Source organism: Thermoplasmata archaeon (assembly GCA_038729465.1).
Lineage (GTDB): Archaea > Thermoplasmatota > Thermoplasmata > Thermoplasmatales > ARK-15 > JAVRLB01.
Genome location: JAVYRZ010000007.1, coordinates 28,692 through 49,125 on the forward strand (window position 1 = coordinate 28,692; position 20,434 = coordinate 49,125).

General features: G+C 37.0%; 18 protein-coding genes. 11 read left to right on the top strand and 7 right to left on the bottom strand.

Annotated features, from left to right (window positions below; all coding sequences use genetic code 11):
* The 3 genes from cysS to QXQ25_03470 form a co-directional block, all read left to right on the top strand.
* A partial coding sequence (gene cysS / locus QXQ25_03460) for a cysteine--tRNA ligase (protein MEM0160764.1) occupies nt 1-1,139 on the top strand: 1,139 nt, incomplete at its 5' end.
* Between the two features lie 8 nt (nt 1,140-1,147).
* Nucleotides 1,148-1,603 (top strand): Mut7-C RNAse domain-containing protein, encoded by a 456-nt coding sequence (locus QXQ25_03465; protein MEM0160765.1) that lies wholly within the window; start codon nt 1,148-1,150, stop codon nt 1,601-1,603.
* Nucleotides 1,600-2,634 (top strand): mRNA surveillance protein pelota, encoded by a 1,035-nt coding sequence (locus QXQ25_03470; protein ID MEM0160766.1) that lies wholly within the window; start codon nt 1,600-1,602, stop codon nt 2,632-2,634. The genes QXQ25_03465 and QXQ25_03470 overlap by 4 nt, the downstream gene beginning before the upstream one ends.
* 5 nt (nt 2,635-2,639) lie before the next feature.
* On the opposite strand, the gene QXQ25_03475 is transcribed toward QXQ25_03470, so the two are convergent.
* The 5 genes from QXQ25_03475 to QXQ25_03495 all read right to left on the bottom strand — a co-directional run bounded on the left by QXQ25_03475 (nt 2,640) and on the right by QXQ25_03495 (nt 9,153).
* Nucleotides 2,640-4,421, bottom strand: coding sequence for an ATP-dependent DNA ligase (locus QXQ25_03475; GenBank protein MEM0160767.1), 1,782 nt, complete (start codon nt 4,419-4,421; stop codon nt 2,640-2,642).
* 25 nt (nt 4,422-4,446) lie between these two features.
* On the bottom strand, nt 4,447-5,406 hold the full coding sequence (locus QXQ25_03480; protein ID MEM0160768.1) for an ABC transporter ATP-binding protein: 960 nt from the start codon (nt 5,404-5,406) through the stop codon (nt 4,447-4,449).
* Nucleotides 5,399-7,030: an iron ABC transporter permease gene (locus QXQ25_03485; GenBank protein MEM0160769.1), complete on the bottom strand. Its 1,632-nt coding sequence runs from the start codon at nt 7,028-7,030 to the stop codon at nt 5,399-5,401. The genes QXQ25_03480 and QXQ25_03485 overlap by 8 nt, the downstream gene beginning before the upstream one ends.
* Entirely contained in the window at nt 7,006-8,115 is a 1,110-nt protein-coding gene (locus QXQ25_03490) for a thiamine ABC transporter substrate-binding protein (GenBank protein ID MEM0160770.1), read from the bottom strand. The genes QXQ25_03485 and QXQ25_03490 overlap by 25 nt, the downstream gene beginning before the upstream one ends.
* Before the next feature lie 120 nt (nt 8,116-8,235).
* Complete coding sequence (locus QXQ25_03495) at nt 8,236-9,153, bottom strand: GTPase (protein MEM0160771.1); 918 nt, start codon at nt 9,151-9,153, stop codon at nt 8,236-8,238.
* A gap of 88 nt (nt 9,154-9,241) precedes the next feature.
* Between QXQ25_03495 and QXQ25_03500 the strand changes: the two genes are divergently transcribed.
* Nucleotides 9,242-9,673, top strand: coding sequence for a hypothetical protein (locus tag QXQ25_03500; GenBank protein ID MEM0160772.1), 432 nt, complete (start codon nt 9,242-9,244; stop codon nt 9,671-9,673).
* A gap of 1 nt (nt 9,674) precedes the next feature.
* Here QXQ25_03500 and QXQ25_03505 read toward each other — a convergent pair whose 3' ends face one another.
* On the bottom strand, nt 9,675-10,052 hold the full coding sequence (locus tag QXQ25_03505) for a hypothetical protein (protein ID MEM0160773.1): 378 nt from the start codon (nt 10,050-10,052) through the stop codon (nt 9,675-9,677).
* Between the two features lie 104 nt (nt 10,053-10,156).
* Between QXQ25_03505 and QXQ25_03510 the strand changes: the two genes are divergently transcribed.
* From QXQ25_03510 to QXQ25_03530, 5 genes are all read left to right on the top strand, one after another.
* Nucleotides 10,157-10,813: a hypothetical protein gene (locus QXQ25_03510; protein MEM0160774.1), complete on the top strand. Its 657-nt coding sequence runs from the start codon at nt 10,157-10,159 to the stop codon at nt 10,811-10,813.
* A gap of 55 nt (nt 10,814-10,868) precedes the next feature.
* Complete coding sequence (locus tag QXQ25_03515) at nt 10,869-11,264, top strand: OsmC family protein (protein MEM0160775.1); 396 nt, start codon at nt 10,869-10,871, stop codon at nt 11,262-11,264.
* A 78-nt stretch (nt 11,265-11,342) separates the two neighbouring features.
* Nucleotides 11,343-14,699: an MMPL family transporter gene (locus QXQ25_03520; GenBank protein MEM0160776.1), complete on the top strand. Its 3,357-nt coding sequence runs from the start codon at nt 11,343-11,345 to the stop codon at nt 14,697-14,699.
* A 75-nt stretch (nt 14,700-14,774) separates the two neighbouring features.
* On the top strand, nt 14,775-16,028 hold the full coding sequence (locus QXQ25_03525; protein MEM0160777.1) for a cation:proton antiporter: 1,254 nt from the start codon (nt 14,775-14,777) through the stop codon (nt 16,026-16,028).
* Between the two features lie 73 nt (nt 16,029-16,101).
* Entirely contained in the window at nt 16,102-16,281 is a 180-nt protein-coding gene (locus tag QXQ25_03530) for a hypothetical protein (protein MEM0160778.1), read from the top strand.
* A gap of 91 nt (nt 16,282-16,372) precedes the next feature.
* Here QXQ25_03530 and QXQ25_03535 read toward each other — a convergent pair whose 3' ends face one another.
* A complete protein-coding gene (locus QXQ25_03535) occupies nt 16,373-18,037 on the bottom strand; it encodes an MFS transporter (protein MEM0160779.1) in 1,665 nt (554 codons plus the stop codon).
* Between the two features lie 132 nt (nt 18,038-18,169).
* On the opposite strand from QXQ25_03535, the gene QXQ25_03540 reads away from it, so the two are divergent.
* Together QXQ25_03540 and QXQ25_03545 are read left to right on the top strand one after the other, a co-directional pair.
* The gene (locus QXQ25_03540) at nt 18,170-19,186 is read left to right on the top strand and encodes a Gfo/Idh/MocA family oxidoreductase (protein MEM0160780.1); all 1,017 of its coding nucleotides are present in this window, start codon (nt 18,170-18,172) and stop codon (nt 19,184-19,186) included.
* A complete protein-coding gene (locus QXQ25_03545) occupies nt 19,179-20,423 on the top strand; it encodes an MFS transporter (protein MEM0160781.1) in 1,245 nt (414 codons plus the stop codon). Before QXQ25_03540 ends, QXQ25_03545 begins: the two co-directional genes overlap by 8 nt.
* Nucleotides 20,424-20,434: the final 11 nt, after the last annotated feature.

Here is a 20,434-nt window from a genome sequence, read left to right on the forward strand (position 1 = left end):
ATGTACCCACAAAATCAGTATCTGACAAATACAAGGAAGCGTTTTTAGAAGATATCAAGAAACTGGATATTGATTCTATAGATCTATATGCGCCCGCTACCGATTATATTGCCGAGATCATAGCTCAGATTCAAGTTCTTATGAGTCGCGGATATGCATATGAAACTGATGATGGTGTATATTTTGACATCAGCAAGTTTCCAGAGTATGGAAAATTGTCACACCAGACAATAGCATCATTAATGGCCGGAAGCAGGGTCGAAATCAACGAACTGAAAAAGAATCCTCTTGATTTTGTGCTCTGGAAAAAACGAAAGCCAGACGAGCCGTACTGGAGCTCGCCATGGGGCGAAGGCAGGCCTGGTTGGCACATTGAAGACACCGCGATCACAGAGCATTATCTGGGAACGCAGTATGATCTGCATGGTGGTGGAAGCGACCTGATATTTCCGCATCATGAATGCGAGATTGCACAGATGGAAGCAGCAAGCGGCAAGAAGCCGATGGTAAAATACTGGCTACATACAGGGCTATTGACAATTGAAGACAAGAGAATGGGCAAATCGATGGGCAATGCAATTAACATTCGTGACATTTTAAAGATTGTAAGAAAGGAGGTATTGAGATTCTATATATTCAGTTCTCACTATCGCAGTCCTTTAAACTATTCAATACAGAGCGTTGAAGAGTCTAAAAATTCTTGGGAACGTATAGTATCAGTATATTTCACATTGAAGAACATGAGCAAGTTTAGCAATGAGCCAAACGCGGATCTTGCCGGGCAGCTAGAAAAGTTCAATATTGAGTTTATGGCTGCCATGGACGACGATTTAAACACCCCGAAAGCCATTTCGGTAATCATGAATTTGATTTCATGGGTTTATAAAAACCTGAACACACTGGCCCAAAACGATGTAGCAGCACTAATGCAGGAGTTTGAGAATATTGATTCTATATTCAGAATACTGCCCAGATACAGTGTTGAGACAGAATCATTGGTAAGGTTGGTATTGGAGCTTAGAGATAGGTTGAGAAAAGATAAAAATTACGAGTTATCGGATTATATCAGATCAGAGCTGAAAAAGCAGGGTATAACAGTTCAAGATACAGGATCTGGAATAATCTGGTACTTTTCCTGATCATTATTATGAAATTTTTAGTTGACCAGATGCTTGGCAAACTTGCCAAATATTTGAGGTTTATGGGCTATGACACATTTTACACGAACGAGCCTATTAGCGACAGAGAGCTTATCGAGATTGCAAAGAAAGAGAATAGAATCATTCTCACCCGAGACAAGATCATAGCACAGAATGTAGCCGGTTCTGTATATTTAAAAGGATCCAGTTTGAAAGAACAGTTTTTAGAGCTAAATCAGAACATCAAGATCACTAAAACCTCAATACTGTCAAGATGCAGCGTATGCAATTCAGTATTAGAGAAAGTAGATAAAGAGGCTGTTAAAAATATGGTGCCTGATTACGTATATTTGCACAACACTGAATTCTACGTGTGCAATAACTGTAAAAAAGTGTATTGGTACGGATCTCACACAAAAAAGATAATAGACGAGATCGATTACTTATTAAGTGAGAGCAAATGAAAATCCTGGATTTTGATGAAAAAGAGCAGAAAATGCAGGTTATTGTAGAGGTAATCGATGATCTCTGGTATCTGGACAATAGCATAGCGATAGGAGATATAGTTTACGGCACATCTTACAGACGCAGTGAAGAAAAAGCAGATTTGTTGCGCAGCAAGAAAGTTGATAGGATCAGAATCTGGGTTGGAGTTAGTGTTGAAAAAACAGAGTTTCAAGAGTTTTCAGACCGGTTCAGGGTTCATGGCAAAATTGTAGAAGGTGATGAAGAGTATCTGGGAGAGTATCAGACTCTGAACATAGAGCTTGGAAACGAAGTGATAATAAAAAAGCAGAAATGGAGCGATATCCAGATTGAAGAGTTGAAAAAAGCAGAGCAAAACAGCAAGAAACCAGTACTGGTATTTTTGGCAATTGACACGGATGAAGCGACCATTGCAATGATGAGAGAATATGGAATACAAGAACTGGCAAGGATTAATATCGAGAAATCGGGAAAAGATTATGAAACAAGAGAGAACAAGCAGGATCAATATTCTGAGATTTTAGCTAAATTACGACAGTACAGTAGCGGTCAGATCCCGATTTTGATAATTGGCCCGGGATTTGCCAAAGAGCAGTTTTACGAATATTTGAAATCCAAGAGCTTCGATGTGAAAAACGTGATTGTGTCTAGCACCTCTTATGCAGGAATGCACGGAATATATGAAGCTTTAAAGAATGGCGCGCTGGACAGTATACTTGCAGAGCACAGAACAAAGATCGAAAGCGATCTTGTTGAGGCACTTTTGACAGAGATACATAAGGAGGGGCTATATGCTTACGGCATTGAAGAAACTAAAAAATATGCAGAGATAGGAGCAATAAAAACATTGCTCGTTACAGACACGCTAATCAAAGATCCACTGATCACAGAGCTGATGAACACTGTTAAAAACAGCAATGGCACAGTATACATAATCAGCACGCATCACGAACCTGGCAAAATATTAAAGTCACTGGGCAATATTGCTGCAATGCTGCGCTTTAAATGATCTTATTATGCATTACTTATCTTTTTGAGCTGATTGTTATAAAGCTCTAGTATTTCCTGTGATGTTGTTGCCTCTTCTGCACTTTTATCAGACCTGTACCTGCCTGTAAATCTGGGGAAACGTATAGATAATCCTGCACCTTTTTCCAGAGCGTCTCTGCAACAAGTATGAGATGGACTGATAGTAATCTCAGCACCTTTCAGTTCCAGGACCAGATATGGCTCAAACCAGTAATCAGGCAAGATCTCAGACACTACCCGAGGATGCTTGTGCGTGAGCAAATAGCTTTTTAGAAGATTGGGCAGTGCAAAAAGCTGGTCTTCTGTAAATCCGGATCCAAGCTTGCATACTGTCTCAAAACAGTCTTCTTTGTCGTTATAAGAAGCCATAAGCAGCGCACCGTAAGTGCCGTTTCTAGAGCCACGTCCCGAAAACGCGCCGATAACGACCAGATCTACAGTGTCTTCAATTGCAAGCTGATAATCTCTTTTGTACTTTACCCACAAAAATTCTCTGGCACCGGCCCTGTAAACAGACTGTTCGCTCACGTTTTTAGATACCACTCCTTCACAGCCATCCTCGATCGCTTTCTCGAAAAATCTCTTAATTTGCTCTTTATCATCAGACACGATTTGCTGTGCAATCTTGATATTATCGGTCTCTGCTATGTTTTTTGTTAAGAGAGCCCTTCGCTCAGGATATGGTAAGGAAGTTAAATCTTCACCGTTAAGATACAGAATATCAAACAAAAACAGCACTACCGGATACTCTTCCTGCGCTTTGGTAAGCTCGTATTTTCTGCCTCTCCTGTGTGACACTGCCTGAAATGGCAGTATCTGGTTTGTATTGGGATCTACAGGCACTCCTTCCCCATCAAGTATCGCAGATTCGCCTTTAAACGCGGTTTTAATGTATTTTAATATATCTGGAAATTGTTGTGTGATATTTTCAAGTCTTCTGGAGTAAATAACATCCTTATCTTTTGAAACATGTACCTGCATTCTTAATCCATCATATTTGTATTCATAAGCTGCTTTACCCCCCATCTTCTCTATTATCTCGTCGATTGAAGGCAATCGCTCTGCCAACATAGACATAACAGGTACTCCGGTCTCAATTTTTATGTTTTTTACACCCTCAATGCCTTCTCTGATCAATATTTCTGCAATTTTTCCTAGATCTGGATAGATGCTGTACACTTTTTCAATTTCATCTCTCAATTCTTTCGATTCTGACAGATATACAGATAATGAATCTATAATCGTTTTGTCAGCAATGCCTAGTCTCAACTTTCCTACAACAGTTCTAGTCAGGTACTTAGCCTCTACAGGCTCTGCTAAATTTAGAAGCTCTTTAAACAATTTCAGTTTTCTAGCCTGACTGCTCTGCCCTGATAATGAAGCTATACTCATAAAATTATTGTATACCTTATCAATGGTCAATCGTTCTTCCTCTTTTTCATATATCATTAATGTTTTCTGGGACTTTGAAGTGCAAATCTGCTCGGCAACAGAACCAAGATCGCCTAGCTTTAGATATATAGATTCTACATCCTTGACGTTTTTTCCGTATGCTTCAGATATTGCTTTTATTGCTAGCTTTTCAGCAAGCCCGAGTTCTATGCCTTCATAGTCCGGCCTGAGTTTTCCCTGCGTTAAATAAATTACTTTCTCAATATCCTCAAAGGCAGTGTTTTTTAGCAGTTCCACTAATAAATCAGTCATCTCAAGTCTCTTAGTTGTATCTTCTATTTTCTGGTACTCATCCACTAAAATTTTGTAAAGCATATCTATTCAATTTATAATAATAGAATTAATAAATTTTTTTATAACTTAGATAGTTATTTATCTTAAACTTTATAGATTTTGAAGTTTTGTCCGAAAATTTTTTGCCCGTGTCTGCATCTGTAACTACCGCAATTTTCTGGCCATTGTAGTTGAGTATGAGCCTCCAATTTGCCTTGCCCACAAAAACACTGTCTAACACCGCCTCGTATTCTCCGTCTTCAAGAATGATCTGTTCAGGCTTGACATAGATTTCATTGCCTTTAATATTGATTTTATTATACCCTACAAACCAGGCAACAAACCCGTTTGCAGGGGCATTATAGATACTTTCTGGATCTCCTTCCTGCATCTTTGTTCCGTTCTCCATGATCACGATATTATCTCCTATCATGAATGCCTCTTCATGATCATGAGTAACATAGACGTATGTCAATTTCAGGGATTTCTGGAGCATTTTAAGGTCATCCAAAATCTCCATCTTTATCCTTGCGTCAAGAGAACTCAACGGTTCGTCCAGTAACAGTACTTTAGGCATTGGCGCCAGCGCTCTCGCAATTGCAACTTTTTGTTGCTCTCCGCCAGATAGTTCTGATGGATATCTTTCTAATATATTTTGGATGCTTAACAGCTCTGAGAGATATCCTATTCGCTCTTCTATCCTGTCTTTTTTCCATTTTTGAGCAATCAACCCAAATTCAATATTGTTTTTTACTTTCATGTGTGGAAACAAAGTGTTTTGCTGAAAAATCATACCAATTCCACGCTGTGCAGGAGTAAAACTGTTTATGCGCACATTATCCATGTATATTTCACCACTGTCTGGTTCTATCAATCCTGCTATAATCTTCAAAATTGTAGATTTTCCACAACCGGTTGGCCCCAGTAATACCGTTATCTTTTCACTATCTATATTCAATGTAAAATTCTTGATAAACTCTGTTTTATCGTATTTTTTAGAGATGTTTTTCAAAATTATGCTACTCATATTCTGTATGTTCTCCATAGAATTGAATGATAAAGAAGTATATAAAACTCAATAGTATCAGTATACTTGCAGCCGCAGAAGCCAGCACAAACTCTTTCAAATTAAGAAGATTATATATGGATATTGCGAGGGTTGTGTATTTGGGAACATACAGGAAATTAGTTGCTGCAAATTCGCCAATGCTTATTGCAAAACTGAATGAAAATGCTGTAATCACACCTTTTTTGATCAGAGGTAACTCTACCTTAAAAAAGGCAGATAACCGGGAAGCACCTAACAATATCGCAGAATCACGAAGCTCTGGCTGAACATGCGCAACACTGCTGGTCAATACCCTGAGAGTAAGCGGGATCGCGATTACTGACTGTGCAAGAATGATCAACGGCCATACAACAGACCCTACATTTATGTATATCCTGTAAGCAAGGTATATTGCAAGAGCCAGCACTATCGGTGAGATTACAAGAGGCAAAAATAGATTTATGTCATATGCCCACGCTCTTTTTTTTATGCTTTCTAAATTGTAAATTACAAAGAGTGATATTATCAGAACCCCTACACTTACTACCATTGCAAAAAATAGAGTGTTAACCAGTACATTGATCATGGATACTCCTAATTTAAAGGATATAAGTGGAGAAAACAGTTTTTGATAATAATAAAGTGTAAATATAGATGTATGTGGCACTAGAACAGAGTATAAAACCGGAGAAAAGAGCACGGGAACAATAAACAACAATATGAATATCAGATATGTCGATACTAAAATAATCTCAACGTTACTGGCTTTTTTCAAAGGAATTGGTTCTCGCGCTCGTTCAGCCCTGTAAAACCTTCTCTTTTTTCTAGTGATCCATCTTATGTACAGCAATGATGGTACTACAAGTATCAAAATCTCTACTACAGACAACAGCACCGCAGTTCTGAGATCCAGAAAATCAAAGTATAATGCGTAAATCTGGTCTTCCATAGTAAAATATTTAGCACCTCCCAGTATTAATGGGATTGTAAACCCCATAAAACTGTATATGAAAGCAATCAATGTTCCTGCCAATGCTGCAGCCTTGGAGTTTGGCCATATTATGGTCCTGAAAAGATGAAACTTAGAACTGCCAAGGGTTCTGGCAGCATTTTCCTGGCTCTGCTCAAAGCTCTCTAACTCTGCGTATGTAAAAAACATGATGAGCGGAGCATTGAAAAACACATTTGCGTAGAGTATTGAAGGAAGTCCAGCACTGAAAATTTGCAGGAAAGGCACATATTTTGTTATAAATCCTCCAGCCGAATAGACGTCGATAATGCCTATGGCCACCACTATTGCAGGCATTAAAAACGGAATAATCAAAAGGGGTTGTATTATTTTCTTTCCGGGAAAGCTGTATCTTGCTAAAATGATGCCTCCCGGATATCCGATCAAAAATGATAACAAAGCACTTAAAACGGCTTCTAACATTGATATTTTTATAGAATATATCAGAATATAGCTGGATAAAATGCTCAGTATATTTACACTGTAAACAGTGTAAATTAGACTGAGAAGTGGATAGTATATCGTAAAAACCAGAAAAATAATGGGTATAAGCAGTAATATTGCTTTTTTTACTCTATCATTATTGTTTGCCACTGCTCTAACCAGTTTGGTAGATTATTTGATATTTGCAGCTGGGTCAGATAATTGTTCAATACTATCACATTTGCAGGATTTACCGCGTAATCGTATACTGCAGGCAAGGTTACATTTGAGTTTGCAGGATACATCCATTCATTAAGCGGTATCTCATTCTGAACCTGGCTCCCTAAAAACCAGTCTATGAATTTCTCTGCAAGTGCAAGATGCTTTGTGTGATTTACTATGCCTATTCCATAAATATCTTCCCATCCATAAAGTTTTTGCGCAAAATGAGCAATAGTAGCATTGTACTGCAGGCTACTGTAAAAATACATTGAATACGCAGGATCTGTTGCATAGCTTACTAAAAACTGTTTGTTTATACTCGAGTTTGTAAAATCATTGAAAGCAGTACTCCAGTCATTAGTGATGTATACACTATTTTTCGTACTGTTCCAGAACGTGGTCCAGCTCTCGTTTAATATGTATTTGTAATATGCAATCTCATAGAGCAAAAAACTTTCACCCGTGCTTGAATAAACTGGGTTTTCTACTATTAAATTATGTGCATATGTAGCATTGTAAAATGATTGAAAACTCAGGTTTTCAATGTTATCTTTATTGTTATTATAAAAAGTGGTGTTTAAAAGATAATCAAATGAAATCAGAGAATATTCGTAGGGAGAAAGATAATGTCCCGGGCTCAGGTCATTTACCAGATAGCTTGGAATATTATTTAGCATTGGAGAAACGTAGGGAGTCAAAAGACCGTTTTTAACTGCCAATGGTTCATTCACATTAGTGAGCCCGATCACTATGTCCGCCTGCGGATTGGATTTTTGACTGTTTAATGTAGCAAGTAAGTTATCCTGATATTCTATATCTACTGTAACATTATACTTTTTTTCAAATGCCGTAAAAACTTTTGCATATGTAGCATTTGGATTTGAGCCATACTGGAAAAGGGATGGATATGTATAGATTACCAGTGTTTCTTTTTTTGAAGTATTCGATGTACTGCTGTTGTATATACCATAAATTGCGACAATGATCACGATTATTACAAACGCAACTACCAGTTTCTTTAACCAGCTTTCCATAAAAACTATAAATATGATTTTACATATAAATTTGTTTATAACTGAGTTATATAAAATATAAATTGTATTTAAAAATGCGTGTTTAAAATATTTTTTAAAAATAAAAAGTTTATAATGTATTTATAGTATTCCACCTGCATATATTCTCGGAAACTTATCGAGTGCAATTATAGCGTAATGTACAGGCAGTAGCGGAATATCTTTTTCTAGATCCAGTATAATATGAGATTCAGAGATATCTGTGATCTTAGAAACAATGCTATTCATGGCAAAATGAAGCTGAACTTTCTGCCCTTGCTCTAGTAAATACGGTACTGCCGGATTTTTCTTAATTTTGAGAGAAATTGTGTTTGATTCTTGAAATGCATCATCAAGTGCCAGAACGGAGCCTTTTGTAAAGTTCTCAACATCCAAGTTTTTTAATGCCACGCCTACTCTAGTGCCAATCTCGGCTCTGGGAATGTCAATATCCTGCGCTTGAATAGATCTTATCTCTGTTTTTTTCTGGCCAGGATATAATCTCAAAGGTTCATGCCTTTCTATATAGCCATCCTTTACAAATCCTAGTGCAACAGTACCGGTTCCATGAACCGTAAAAAACTGATCTACAACTATGTACCCTTTCTTATCTATTTGGTCGTATTTTATTGAATCCAGGTATAACAGCACTTCTGTCAGTGAATCTTCTATAAACTTATACTTTTCCAATACTGTATTCCTGAATATCTTTTGTAGTCTATCGCGCAGTTCTGGGGTGGTTATAATAGCACCATCAGTGATACTAAAAGCATCTAAAGCCAGTATTACTTCCCCGAGTTCTTTAGATAACTCATTAATTTTTAACAGTGCAGCATCAGCTACAGACGCAGAGTTGGTTAGCGAAGTGATCTTTTCTGGGAACCGAAATGGATCTAGAAATACAGTTATTTTCTCATCATTTTTCCTGTTGTAATATCGTATGTCTGTTTCTGCCCCTTTTTTTGCAATCTTGTCCAGATAGTCTTCAAAATTATATGCTAAAATTATTTGATGTGACATAAAGGTTATAATACAAGCTTTGTTTTTAAAATTTTCTATGTTGGATCTTTTTTTAACATTTTAATTCAATACACCTCTTTAAAGTATTTTGAAGAAGGCACTCAAAGAAAAATTTATAATTATGTTATCACTCTTCCAGATTGAAGGTAAAAGAATGGATATGCAAGAGAGCCTCGATGCCAATACACTTGAAAAGCTAAGCTTGAAGGCAAGGAGAGCACGTGCACTGTTAGTAGGAAGCATATTAATATTTGTAATAATATTGCTAATCACGTTATTAGGTACTTACGCAAAGATTAGATCTGGAACCATATATCATACCTATCTGCAGCAATACCCAACATATTTTATTATATTATGGATCTTTGGAATTGTAATATATTTTGTATCTATAAACATAGGTACGGTTCAACAAATGCGCGTAGTTGAAGAATATGCAGGAAAGAAGTACAGAGAGATTCCGCCCTTGGAAAGAAGGCAGATATTGCTAAAATTGAAAAATTATCGTAAAAATATTTAGGTTAAAAATAATCCAGAAAGTTATCTGACCACAGATCAAAATCTTCTTTTACATGCTTGACCGTATGGATCTTGAACGTTTTATCTTTCCTTGCTTCGTGAAATAATTTTAATAACTCTTCATTTTTGTATTTTGCAAGTTCGTCAAATCTCTCTTTTATGGTTTTTTCGATAAGTGGATGCAGTCTTGTCATCTTTGCCCCAATAAAACAAACTTTATAAAAATGGTCGCTTCCGGCTTCTATATTGTATATACGCCATTCAATTTCAAACTTTTCCTTAAACTCGTTGCCCACAAGATTTGATATAGCCTCTGCCACTTCATCCCTGTTTTCTTCAGGTATTTTAAACTGAATTTCCAATCCTTTTTCCATTTTCATTCTCCATTTATACCATACTTGCTCTGATATATATATTTTAACATTCACACTCAAATTATATATAATATAAATGATTTACACTATTTTGAAATAATTGTAAAAAAATGAGTGATAAAATGGAATATTCATATGAGAACGGTACGATTTATGAAGGCACTAATCCCATAGCGACGGTAGTTATTGATGGCTATGGTCTCAGAACAAGATCCATAACCATATCCGGGCAAGTGCAGATCAAGCTTGAGCGGCAAAGAAGAGGATTTAATATACTAGACAATGGAATGATGATGGGTACTGCTAATGGATTTACTATCGAATATTTAGGTACTGTTTATGAGGTAAATAAGCAGGAAGTTTACAAGTTTGTTAACGGGCGAAGCAATAGTTTTAAAATAACCTCTCAAGGCTCAGAAATAGCGGAAGTGAGCAGGAAAGACAATCGCATTTTAATAAGCACTTTGATGAACTCAGATAAGGTTCCTCTGTTCATTTATCTCTCTTTTTTATCCCCATATTCCAACCCAGTCAGGGCTGGATATGCAAGAAATAACAGAAGAGGGGTGGACATACCGATAGTATATAAGATTGCATATTACGTGCTCACGTTTGGAGCACTAATATTTCTGTTTTCAGATACAGTTTTACCGATCAGTTATGCAGATAGTCTCATGATATTCTTGGCTATGATCATAGCTGGGTACGTGGTTAGGTACTATGGTGTTAGAAAAGGTAGAAAGAAAGATCAATCATTGCAGCAATAGAGATGTAAAATCCTCGCTCTGTGCGTTAGGCTGAGAAGCAGTTCAAGGTGAAAATATGAAACTAGAAGTTAGATTAGTTGAGAACCTGAAATTCGATGTAAATGTAAATGAAAAATTTGATGTAGTTGTGGATGGAGACAGGATAGTTGCACCATCTTCAATGGACTATGTTTTGGTAGGGCTTGGAAGCTGTACTTCAATAAGCATAGTTTCAATTCTTAAAAGAATGCATGAGATTATTACAGATTTCAGGGTAGAGATCCAAAGTGAGCAGGCTAATGAGCCACCCAGAGTATTCACCAAAATAAAATTGAAGTATATTGCATACGGTATGGCGGATGAAAATAATCTGAAAAAAGCAATAGACTTAACATTTGAAAAATACTCTCCCTCGGCGGTGATGCTCCAGAGAGCCGGCGTATTGCTAGAAAAGACTTATGAGCTTAGATAGAGCATTATGCAAAGTTTACTTATTTGAATTGCTGTTTGAATGTAAGAATTAAATATTAAAAATGTATACCCTTCCTTTATGTTTGAGAAAAGATTTGAGGCATTAGGCAATTATATCGGAAGAAACAAAAATAAGATAATAGTAATATGGATAATAGTAATACTTGCATTTTTACCTTTTGCTAGCTTACTATTTTCGCAAACATCTTATAATATGGAAGGAAGTGTAGTCACTCATAACAGCATGTCTTCCAAGGCTGATGCTCTTCAAAGTGCTGAGTTTCCATCTTCTAATAACAGTAGTACTGCAGACTTGATATTATTAGAAAATGCTAATGTTAGCAACAGTCAGACGATTCGTTCAGTTCTGGCAATGCAAAATGCCATTATGTCCAACCCCGAGCTGAAAAAATATGGTGTATCTGTTAGTTCAATATATACTGTTGAAAATACTATTTTGACAAGCTTTGTAAATGGATCCAAAACACTTTACAACTCCACCTTACAATTAAACGAAAAAACAAAAAGCCTGGTTAACGGGCTTTATTTGATTGGAAATTCCTCAAATCTTTACATGAAAAATTTAGTATTTTTGGCTCAGAATACAAAATCTAATTATTACAATTTTCTGAATCAGACAAACGAGTCACTCAGTTTAATGTTTTTGCCACCACAATATTATACTGTTACATTTTTAAAGTATTATAATCATAATCAGACAAAGAATATTTCACAATCAGAAAACTACGCTTATAACCACACTCTTAGTTTCATTTCTAATGAGTTTGGAAATTATACTGCATTATTAGATCCGTATTTCAATACGTTTACAGTTTACTGGAACATATCTATGGTAGACCCTGCAAAAGCAGAATCTGTGGAAAATCAGAGTATTTACATGACTTTGTATAACTCATCCTTTGCCTATAACTTCAAAGATAATCAAATGGTGCAATTCTGGCAAATGCTCGGACAGTATTTCAATGTATATAATTACAATAACAAAACTGCTCAGATTTCATTTTCTATCAATTTTATTGCCAACGAACTTTCACAGAACGCTACGGTAAATAGCATTCTTCCTTTAGGTGCACAAAGTTTCACTGAAAGCGTGGTATCTATGCAAAATTATACTGCACTGGCCGAACAATACGCTCCGCTGATGTTTAACAGCACTATAAAAGGCATGATTTATCAGTTTTTTAACAGCACCTATTTTCAATATATTTATTATAATTCACAGAACATATTAAACTACACGATTTCTCATGTTGCCACATATTATCAGGGCAATAGTACAGTTTACAATTTTATTGTCAATATTTTGAATATTCCTGTAATATCTTTTGTTCAAGAATCTTATCAGACTAATAATTTAACTGCGTTGACAATATCTGATGCGATCAGTTCATATAATAAAACATTTTATGGAAATCCGTTAACTAGCATAAATAAAGAAGCTTTGCCGGCATTTTTCCTGAAACTAAATGATAGCAGCTCCCCGAATATAGTGACAAATATTATTGCTACCGGCAATTTCAATACTTACCCTATTATTCCTTCATCATATACTTATCACAAGCTTGTGAGCTATACAGATAATGTATCGATGGTACTCGTAACATTGAGCCCTAATGCTCCTAACAACACATTGAACATAATACAAAACATCTCTGACAGGTACCTGCCCCAGATCAGCGGTGTAAAATATTATGTGGCGGGCTCCAGTGCAATGGCTGCGCAACTAGAAAACCAGGCGAGTAACGGTCTGATGGATGCACTGCTTATCGGCATAATTGCTTCGGTCATAATCAGCCTCATATTTTTCAGGTCTCCGATTGCCGGACTGATACCCCTTACAATATTTGGAATGGCGACAGTGATAGGAATGGGGCTAAATGGCCTGATCTACAAATACGTACTTCATGCCAGTGTATCATTTATTACACCAACGCTGATGCTGATCTTGTTGCTAGGGTTGACTACAGATTACAGTGTATACATATTAGCAAGATTCAGAAGAGAGCTAATAAACAAGAATGACAAAGCAGAAGTAGAAACTGTCAAATGGGCAGGACATGCAGTATTTACGAGCGGGGTTACAGTAGTATTATCCTATTTGTTTCTATGGCTTGCAAACGTGCCTATTTTCAGTGATTCAGGATTGACAAACGCGATATCAGTTACAGTAGCATTGGTATTAAGCATAAGTTTGCTACCATCACTGTTAAAAAGATTCAACGAGAAAATTTACTGGCCTAACAACCTAGAAAAATATAAACCCATCTCTGGAAGAACATACCATAAAATCGCAAAATTTGACAGAGATCATAAAAAGGCGTTGCTCGCAGTATTTGTGGTCATAGTTGTGGTTAGTGTAGGGGTTTATATGTACACGCCGACAGGAATGGACATATTCCAGCTCGTGCCACATGGCAGTGCTTTAACGGCAGTAGAAGTGATAAACAGTACTTTTAAGGGCGATGCTATATTTACAAGCTTTGTAATAATGCAATTTTCACAACCGGTTCTATTAAAGAATGGAAGTTATAATACACAGGAACTGAACGTTGTTACCAATCTTGAAAACAAGCTGTTGAGCACTGGCAAAATATCTTTCGTTTACGGACCTACCTATCCATTTGGATCATATGTATCTCCATTTGATCTCAACTATACAAGCAGTACAAATTCCTTATATCTAAACCAGATAAATTCTTATATTGGTACAGATAACAAAACTGTAATAGTAAATTTCCAACTTTCTATGCTTGGATGGACTTCTCAGGCGTCTAACTTTGTTTCATCTCTCAAAAATGAAATTGCACCGGTATTAAACAGCAATGTGGATCAATGGTATATCGGAGGTCTAACGCAGGGACTCATAGACGTAAATAATTATGTAGACAATGCGTTCACAATGATCGTGCCTATACTGGCGCTAGCTATATTTGCAGTGCTTTTATTGCAGTTGAGCTCTGTCTTTACACCTTTAAGATTGGTATTGATGGTGCTTGGATCCGTGACATTCGCTCTGGTGATCGCATACGGCTTGTTCTACTATATATACAAGATACCAATCATAATATTCATGCCTATGTTCGTCGTGATCACGCTGCTGGCAGTAGGTCTTGATTACGATATATTCATGATCACGAGGGCCAGAGAAGAGGTAATGAAAGGAAATAAAGATGAGGATGCAATAGAGAAAGCGATCGTTGAAAATGGTGGAATTATCATGGTTCTAGGTCTAATTTTAATGTCCACATTTGGCTCTCTATATTTCAGCGGCATGGGCATTATTCAGGAGATTGGCGTGGCATTGGCAATGGGCGTATTCATAGCCACTTTCGTCTCATGGATGTTCTTTATTCCGTCAGTGATGCTGATATTGAAATCTTATAACTGGTGGCCTTCAAAGATCCAGAAAAAATAATATCCCTAAAATTTTTAATTTTTTATTAAAAATGTAAATAGATATATATATAAGATACTTAATATAACTTTTAAAATGAACATATCTTTGGAGATTCTGCAGTTTTTGATACTGATAAGCGTTAGCTTAGTTGTATCAAGGATATTCTCTGCAATTGGCAATAAATATTTTGGATTTCCGGCAGTAATTGGAGAGTTGATTACGGGAATTGTTATAGGTCCTTATGCAATAGGTTCTGTCACGGTTCTTGGTTTCACCCTGATTCCTCATACCGTCACAGGTTTTCTGGCACCGGTAAGCCGCAGTGTGCCAATTCCTCAATCTTTTTACATGTTCGGACAGGTAGGAGTGATTATACTTTTATTTTTCGTAGGGTTAAACACAGATCTCCAAAAATTTGTAAAAGCTATTAAAAGCTCAACATTTATAGCTATTGGAGCCTCTGCTGTTCCATTCTTGATAGGATATTTCACTGTTTTATGGTTGTTTCACAGTGTTATAAGTGCACTGTTTATGGGTGCTATTTTAACAGCCAGCTCTACGGGCATTACTGCAAGGGTTCTTGCAGACATGAAAAAGCTGAATAGCAGAGAAGGAATTTCTATTATGACAGGTACAGTCATAGTAGATGTAATTAGTATTACGTTGCTTGCAATAGTTACAGGCATAGCTTATAGCTCTCTGACTGTTAGTTCTTTAATAGTAATTCTTCTGAAAGTCATTGTTTTCTGGGGTATCGCATTGTTAGTAGGATTGAAGCTCAGCAAATATGTTTCTAAGATCCTAGCAATTTTTAAGGATAGTTTAACACAGTTTGCAGTCGTGCTTTTGATACTTTTTCTAGTGGTTTCTGGATCAGAGTTTCTGGGTTTGACAGTAATAGTAGGTGCCTATGCATTTGGTCTGGCATTATCAAAGGTGTCAAAGAAAGAAGAGATCAGTAAAAATACTGAGAATCTCTCCAATTTTTTCACACCCATCTTTTTTGTATCAATGGGTATGATTGTAGACGTGTATTCACTTACTGCCGGTATCTTCATATCCTTATTCATATTAGCCATCGCGATAGCCACAAAGCTTTTAGGAGCAGCTTTTCCTGCCAAACTGATGGGCTATGATTTCAAAAAATCAATTATTATAGGCGCCGGATTGCTGTCAATGGGAGAAGTAGCATTGGTCATTGCGGGAAATGCAATACTGTACGGGTTGATAAGCAACGAAATATATTCAATAGCAATATTTACGACCATTTTTACTACTATTATAGCCCCTATATTACTATCTAAACTTTATACAAGCAATAAAACTATGAAAAACATACCAAATTAATTTGCTATCGACAATCAACATACGAAAAGTTTATTAAATGCCGTTTTATAATATATTTGAGGTAAAACATAATATGGTTGAGGCAGAGCGAGCATTTGATTTTTACAGGGCCAGGCCAGTAAATCATAATAAGATAGAGTGTCCGCTGGATTATCCGACAGTTCAGCAAGTGTCTTTAGAAAACTGCAAAAGTTGCGGATACCATATAAAAATAGCGGATGAAAGTGTATATTGTGCACTTTACTGGCTCTAAAAGTTTTTATTTTTTTTATTTTGTCAACTTTTTCATAGTAGTTGCAAGAAATAAAAATATTATGAAAAATGGTTAAAATTAGGTAGAACATTTAACTTTTATGATAATGTTCTTCGTGAACATATCTTTCACCCATCAATGCTGAGAATATTACTCCCAGAATGGACAAAGCCATTGCTATGTATATTGAGTCAGATAATCCCTTAATAAAAGAAGGGCCAATGACATTCGGGAAAAATGTTGTGGATTCAAGAGTTTTGAGTGCAGAGGCCGGTATAGTACTTAAAAGCTGTTGCGGGACTACAGATATAGGGTTTACCCCTAAAAACGCACCAAAAAGTGCACCGGAAGCCGGGATCTTTGATAGAATATAGGCTATTTTTGTAGGGACTCCTGCAGCAAGAGAGCTTTGCAACATTGAAGCTGGAAGACTTTGTGAAAATATGGTTATTGCGATGGAGAAAAATATGGCCATGCTTATAGTTCCGGCCACATTGTTAATAGTCATTCTCATACCATTTGCAGAAGCTCTGTCCTGTGAAGAGACCGCGTTCATTATAGCAGTGGTGTTTGGTGAGGCAAATAGCCCTCCCCCACTACCTATAACAAACATAATTCCCTCAAAATATACGGGATTGAAATTATAGGGCAGTAACGTCAATAAAAACAGTCCGATAACGGTTATAATCATACCCAACGTAGCGAATGTCCTGGCACCATATTTATCTGTAAGCGCTCCACCAATGGGGCCAAATATACTCATTCCAAATATCATAGGCAGCATATATATTCCAGCCCATAACGGAGTTACAGTATAAGCAAAACCATGAAGTGGCAAGTATATACCCTGAAGCCAGATGACAACAAGAAACATTACTGCGCCTCTTCCGAGTGAAGATACTAACAAACTTATGTTACCATATGCAAAAGGCTTTATCTTGAACAGGGACAGGTTAAAAAGAGGATTTTTTACTTTTCTCTCAACGATAATGAATGCAATGAGCATTATAATTCCGACAATAAATGCAGCAATTACCCAAGGATTGGTCCAACCCATCTCTGAATTCCCGTAAGGTTCCAGAGTGTATGTGAATCCAAGTGAGATCAGTATAAGTGATATCGCAAGCGTAATATTACCCCAGTAATCCATTGATACTTTTAATCTAGGAGAAGTTTCTTTCAATTTAAAGATGGACCATATTGTTCCAATTATTGCAAATGGAATATTGACAATGAATACAAGATGCCAGTCATATTGCGAGAGCAAACCTCCAAGAACCAGTCCTAAGACTGACCCAACAGTAAAAGATACCATGTTTATGCCCAGTGCTCTACCCCTCTCAGTAGTAGGAAATGCATCGGTAATAAGTGCGGTGCTGTTTACCATCAAGAATCCACCACCCACTGCCTGGATCATTCTGAAAAATATTATGAATAAAGCACCTGTATTTCCAGAGTTATCTGGCACAATAGACAACAGAACGGAGGCAATAGTGAATATTATAAATCCCAGGGTATACATTCTTGTTCGGCCATGTATATCTGAAATTCTACCGAAGGTCACGAGAATAGTTGCAAGAACAACACTATATCCCATCAAGATCCAGAGAAGATATGTAAATTCTCCCTGTGCAAAGGGATTAATATTAAGTCCTCTGAAAATTGTCGGTAATGTTATCATGACAATATTCATATTTATTGATGCCATCAAAGCGCCTAGCATAGTATTTGTAAGTACCACGTTTTTGTACTGCATAGAATTCTTACAATTATTTTACTTATAAAAATATTTGTATTAAAACAATATAAAGTCTGCCTTATGAACTTCATTTCTCGGATAGTAATGATAAAGATTTAAGTATATGAAAAGTGATTAATATGAATTAAAATGAAAGACTATGTGGGTGTTGGAATTGTAGGATTAGGAGGCATCTCAATAGTACATGAGGCAGGATATCAGGATGACCGCAGATCAAGGATAGTAGCAATGTGTGATAGTGATGGAGAGCTTGCCAGAGCAAGAGTCAAACAATATGATGCAAAAGCTTATACTAATTTCAAAGATTTAATAAGAGATCCGGCAGTGGATATTGTTGATATAACTCTTCCACATAAATTACACTATAAAGTTGCAAAAGATGCCATAGAGCATGGAAAAAATGTGATTGTGGAAAAGCCAATAACGTTAACTTACAACGAAGCAGTAGCTTTGATAAAAATCAGCAAAGACAGCAATGCAAAGTTTACTGTTGCTGAGAACACGAAATTTGTCAAATTGTATCAGGCGGTGGAGACGCTATTAAGAGAAGAGAAGATAGGTGAAATATGGCAGGTCAGAACTCTCATAGCAGGCAGTGAAGTGGAAAGACTTACAGATATCAATAACTGGATCAGAAAAAAAGAGAGCGGTGGAGGAATAATAATAGATGCGGGAGTGCACACATTCTATCTTTATAAATGGCTGTTTGGAGGTGTAAAATCTATACATACATTTTTGTGGAACAGGATAAAAGGCACTGATGTAGAGGATAACGCAATAATGGTCGGGGTTTTAGAGGACGGAGCTCAATTTCAAGCACAGCTAAGTGATACTGCGCAGAGCCCTTGGACTGAAAGATTAGAAATATATGGAAGCAAAGGTGTTATCATAGGAGATCAGCTTTCAGATCCTCCGCTTAAAATTTATGAAGGGCCTATGGATGATGAAGGGCAAGCGGTAGGCGGTATAGAGTATAATCCGGCGGGCTGGAAAGCAATATCAATAATGGAAGAAGTTAAAGACTTTGTCGGGGCGGTGATAGAGAACAGAATTCCTGGAGTAGACCCAGAAGATGCTGCTAATGCAGTAAAAGTGGCAGAACTGGCGTACAAGAATTTTTCCAGGCTAAGTGAAGGTCATGATTGAGAGTTCAGTATCTAAACCAAGGAGGTCAATAGGGTTCTTGCTAGCGTTCAGCTCTTTTTACATTGGTTTGAATTATCTATGGATTTCATACAATTCTCTGATATTACCAACACAGGTCAGCATACTATTTCCAGTGCCTGAAAGAGGTCTCATAGTAGGTGCAGTGGCAGCATGTGGTGTTACTTTAGGCATAATCATGAATATTCTGTCAGGCATAATAAGCGACCAGATTCATTCTAGCTGGGGTAGAAGAACGCCATTGATACTGTTAGGAAGTATGCTGTTGATACCGATCATGATTTTAGTAGCCGTAGTGCCATTGACGGTTATCCTTATGGCTTCGGGATATGTTTTTATGCAACTATTTTCCAATTTAGCGCAAGGATCGTTCCAGCCACTTCTCCCAGATTTAATAGCCCAGGATCAGAGAGGAGAGGCAGGCGGGTTTTTAGGGCTATTTACGCTGATAGGCGATGCTTTGGGCTATGGTATCACCGGTTTGTTGGTTGGGCTGGGATATCTTTCAATATCTGCATTTATTACAATTGTTCCAATCATTCTAACCATGTCAATAGCATTATATGTGATCAAAAACCATGATCTGCCGTTTTTAGGTACTTCAAAGAGCCTGAAAAAAGCCTTTGCAAACATATTCAAGCCGGAAGAAGAAGCACCAGGATTTTTTTGGTTAGTGATGGGCTCTTTCTTTGTGCTCACTGGATCTTCTGGACTCACTTACTTTGAACTTTACTTTTTTGACGATGTGCTAAAACTTTCAACTCCGGCATACGGAGTTGCAATAAGCGGACTGGTAGTTTTATTTGTAGGCATGGTTGCAACGATTGGTCTTGGAAGCCTGTCTGATAAGGTAGGCAGAAAACTAATATTAATTTTAGCTGCAGTTGTAGGAGGTATAGCCATGCCAATCCTGCCATTTACCAGATCTTTTGAATTTTTCTTGGTAGTGGCAGCGATAGTAGGTGCAACGACCGGACTATTTTTGAGTGTTGAGATGGCATATGCTAGTGATCTCGTTCCTCTCAGGGCATCAGGACAGTATATGGCATACTCAAACATAGCGTTTGGCGGATCTTCTGCATTTGCGCCCATTATTGATGGCTCGATCCTTTATTTTTTCGGGTCAAATATGACCAATGCGTTCACCGCAATGTTTTTTACGGCCTCAATTTTCTATTTTTTTGGCGCTATATTCCTATTAAAAACGCCGAAACGTTAAAAAAGTTTAAA

Excerpts from the sequence above, each read along its gene's own strand:
- QXQ25_03465 (MEM0160765.1), top strand. The coding sequence starts at position 1,148 with ATGAAATTTTTAGTTGACCAGATGCTTGGCAAACTTGCCAAATATTTG.
- QXQ25_03470 (MEM0160766.1), top strand. The coding sequence starts at position 1,600 with ATGAAAATCCTGGATTTTGATGAAAAAGAGCAGAAAATGCAGGTTATT.
- QXQ25_03475 (MEM0160767.1), bottom strand. The coding sequence starts at position 4,421 with ATGCTTTACAAAATTTTAGTGGATGAGTACCAGAAAATAGAAGATACA.
- QXQ25_03480 (MEM0160768.1), bottom strand. The coding sequence starts at position 5,406 with ATGAGTAGCATAATTTTGAAAAACATCTCTAAAAAATACGATAAAACA.
- QXQ25_03490 (MEM0160770.1), bottom strand. The coding sequence starts at position 8,115 with ATGGAAAGCTGGTTAAAGAAACTGGTAGTTGCGTTTGTAATAATCGTG.
- QXQ25_03495 (MEM0160771.1), bottom strand. The coding sequence starts at position 9,153 with ATGTCACATCAAATAATTTTAGCATATAATTTTGAAGACTATCTGGAC.
- QXQ25_03505 (MEM0160773.1), bottom strand. The coding sequence starts at position 10,052 with ATGAAAATGGAAAAAGGATTGGAAATTCAGTTTAAAATACCTGAAGAA.
- QXQ25_03510 (MEM0160774.1), top strand. The coding sequence starts at position 10,157 with ATGAGTGATAAAATGGAATATTCATATGAGAACGGTACGATTTATGAA.
- QXQ25_03515 (MEM0160775.1), top strand. The coding sequence starts at position 10,869 with ATGAAACTAGAAGTTAGATTAGTTGAGAACCTGAAATTCGATGTAAAT.
- QXQ25_03520 (MEM0160776.1), top strand. The coding sequence starts at position 11,343 with ATGTTTGAGAAAAGATTTGAGGCATTAGGCAATTATATCGGAAGAAAC.
- QXQ25_03525 (MEM0160777.1), top strand. The coding sequence starts at position 14,775 with ATGAACATATCTTTGGAGATTCTGCAGTTTTTGATACTGATAAGCGTT.
- QXQ25_03530 (MEM0160778.1), top strand. The coding sequence starts at position 16,102 with ATGGTTGAGGCAGAGCGAGCATTTGATTTTTACAGGGCCAGGCCAGTA.
- QXQ25_03535 (MEM0160779.1), bottom strand. The coding sequence starts at position 18,037 with ATGCAGTACAAAAACGTGGTACTTACAAATACTATGCTAGGCGCTTTG.
- QXQ25_03540 (MEM0160780.1), top strand. The coding sequence starts at position 18,170 with ATGAAAGACTATGTGGGTGTTGGAATTGTAGGATTAGGAGGCATCTCA.
- QXQ25_03545 (MEM0160781.1), top strand. The coding sequence starts at position 19,179 with ATGATTGAGAGTTCAGTATCTAAACCAAGGAGGTCAATAGGGTTCTTG.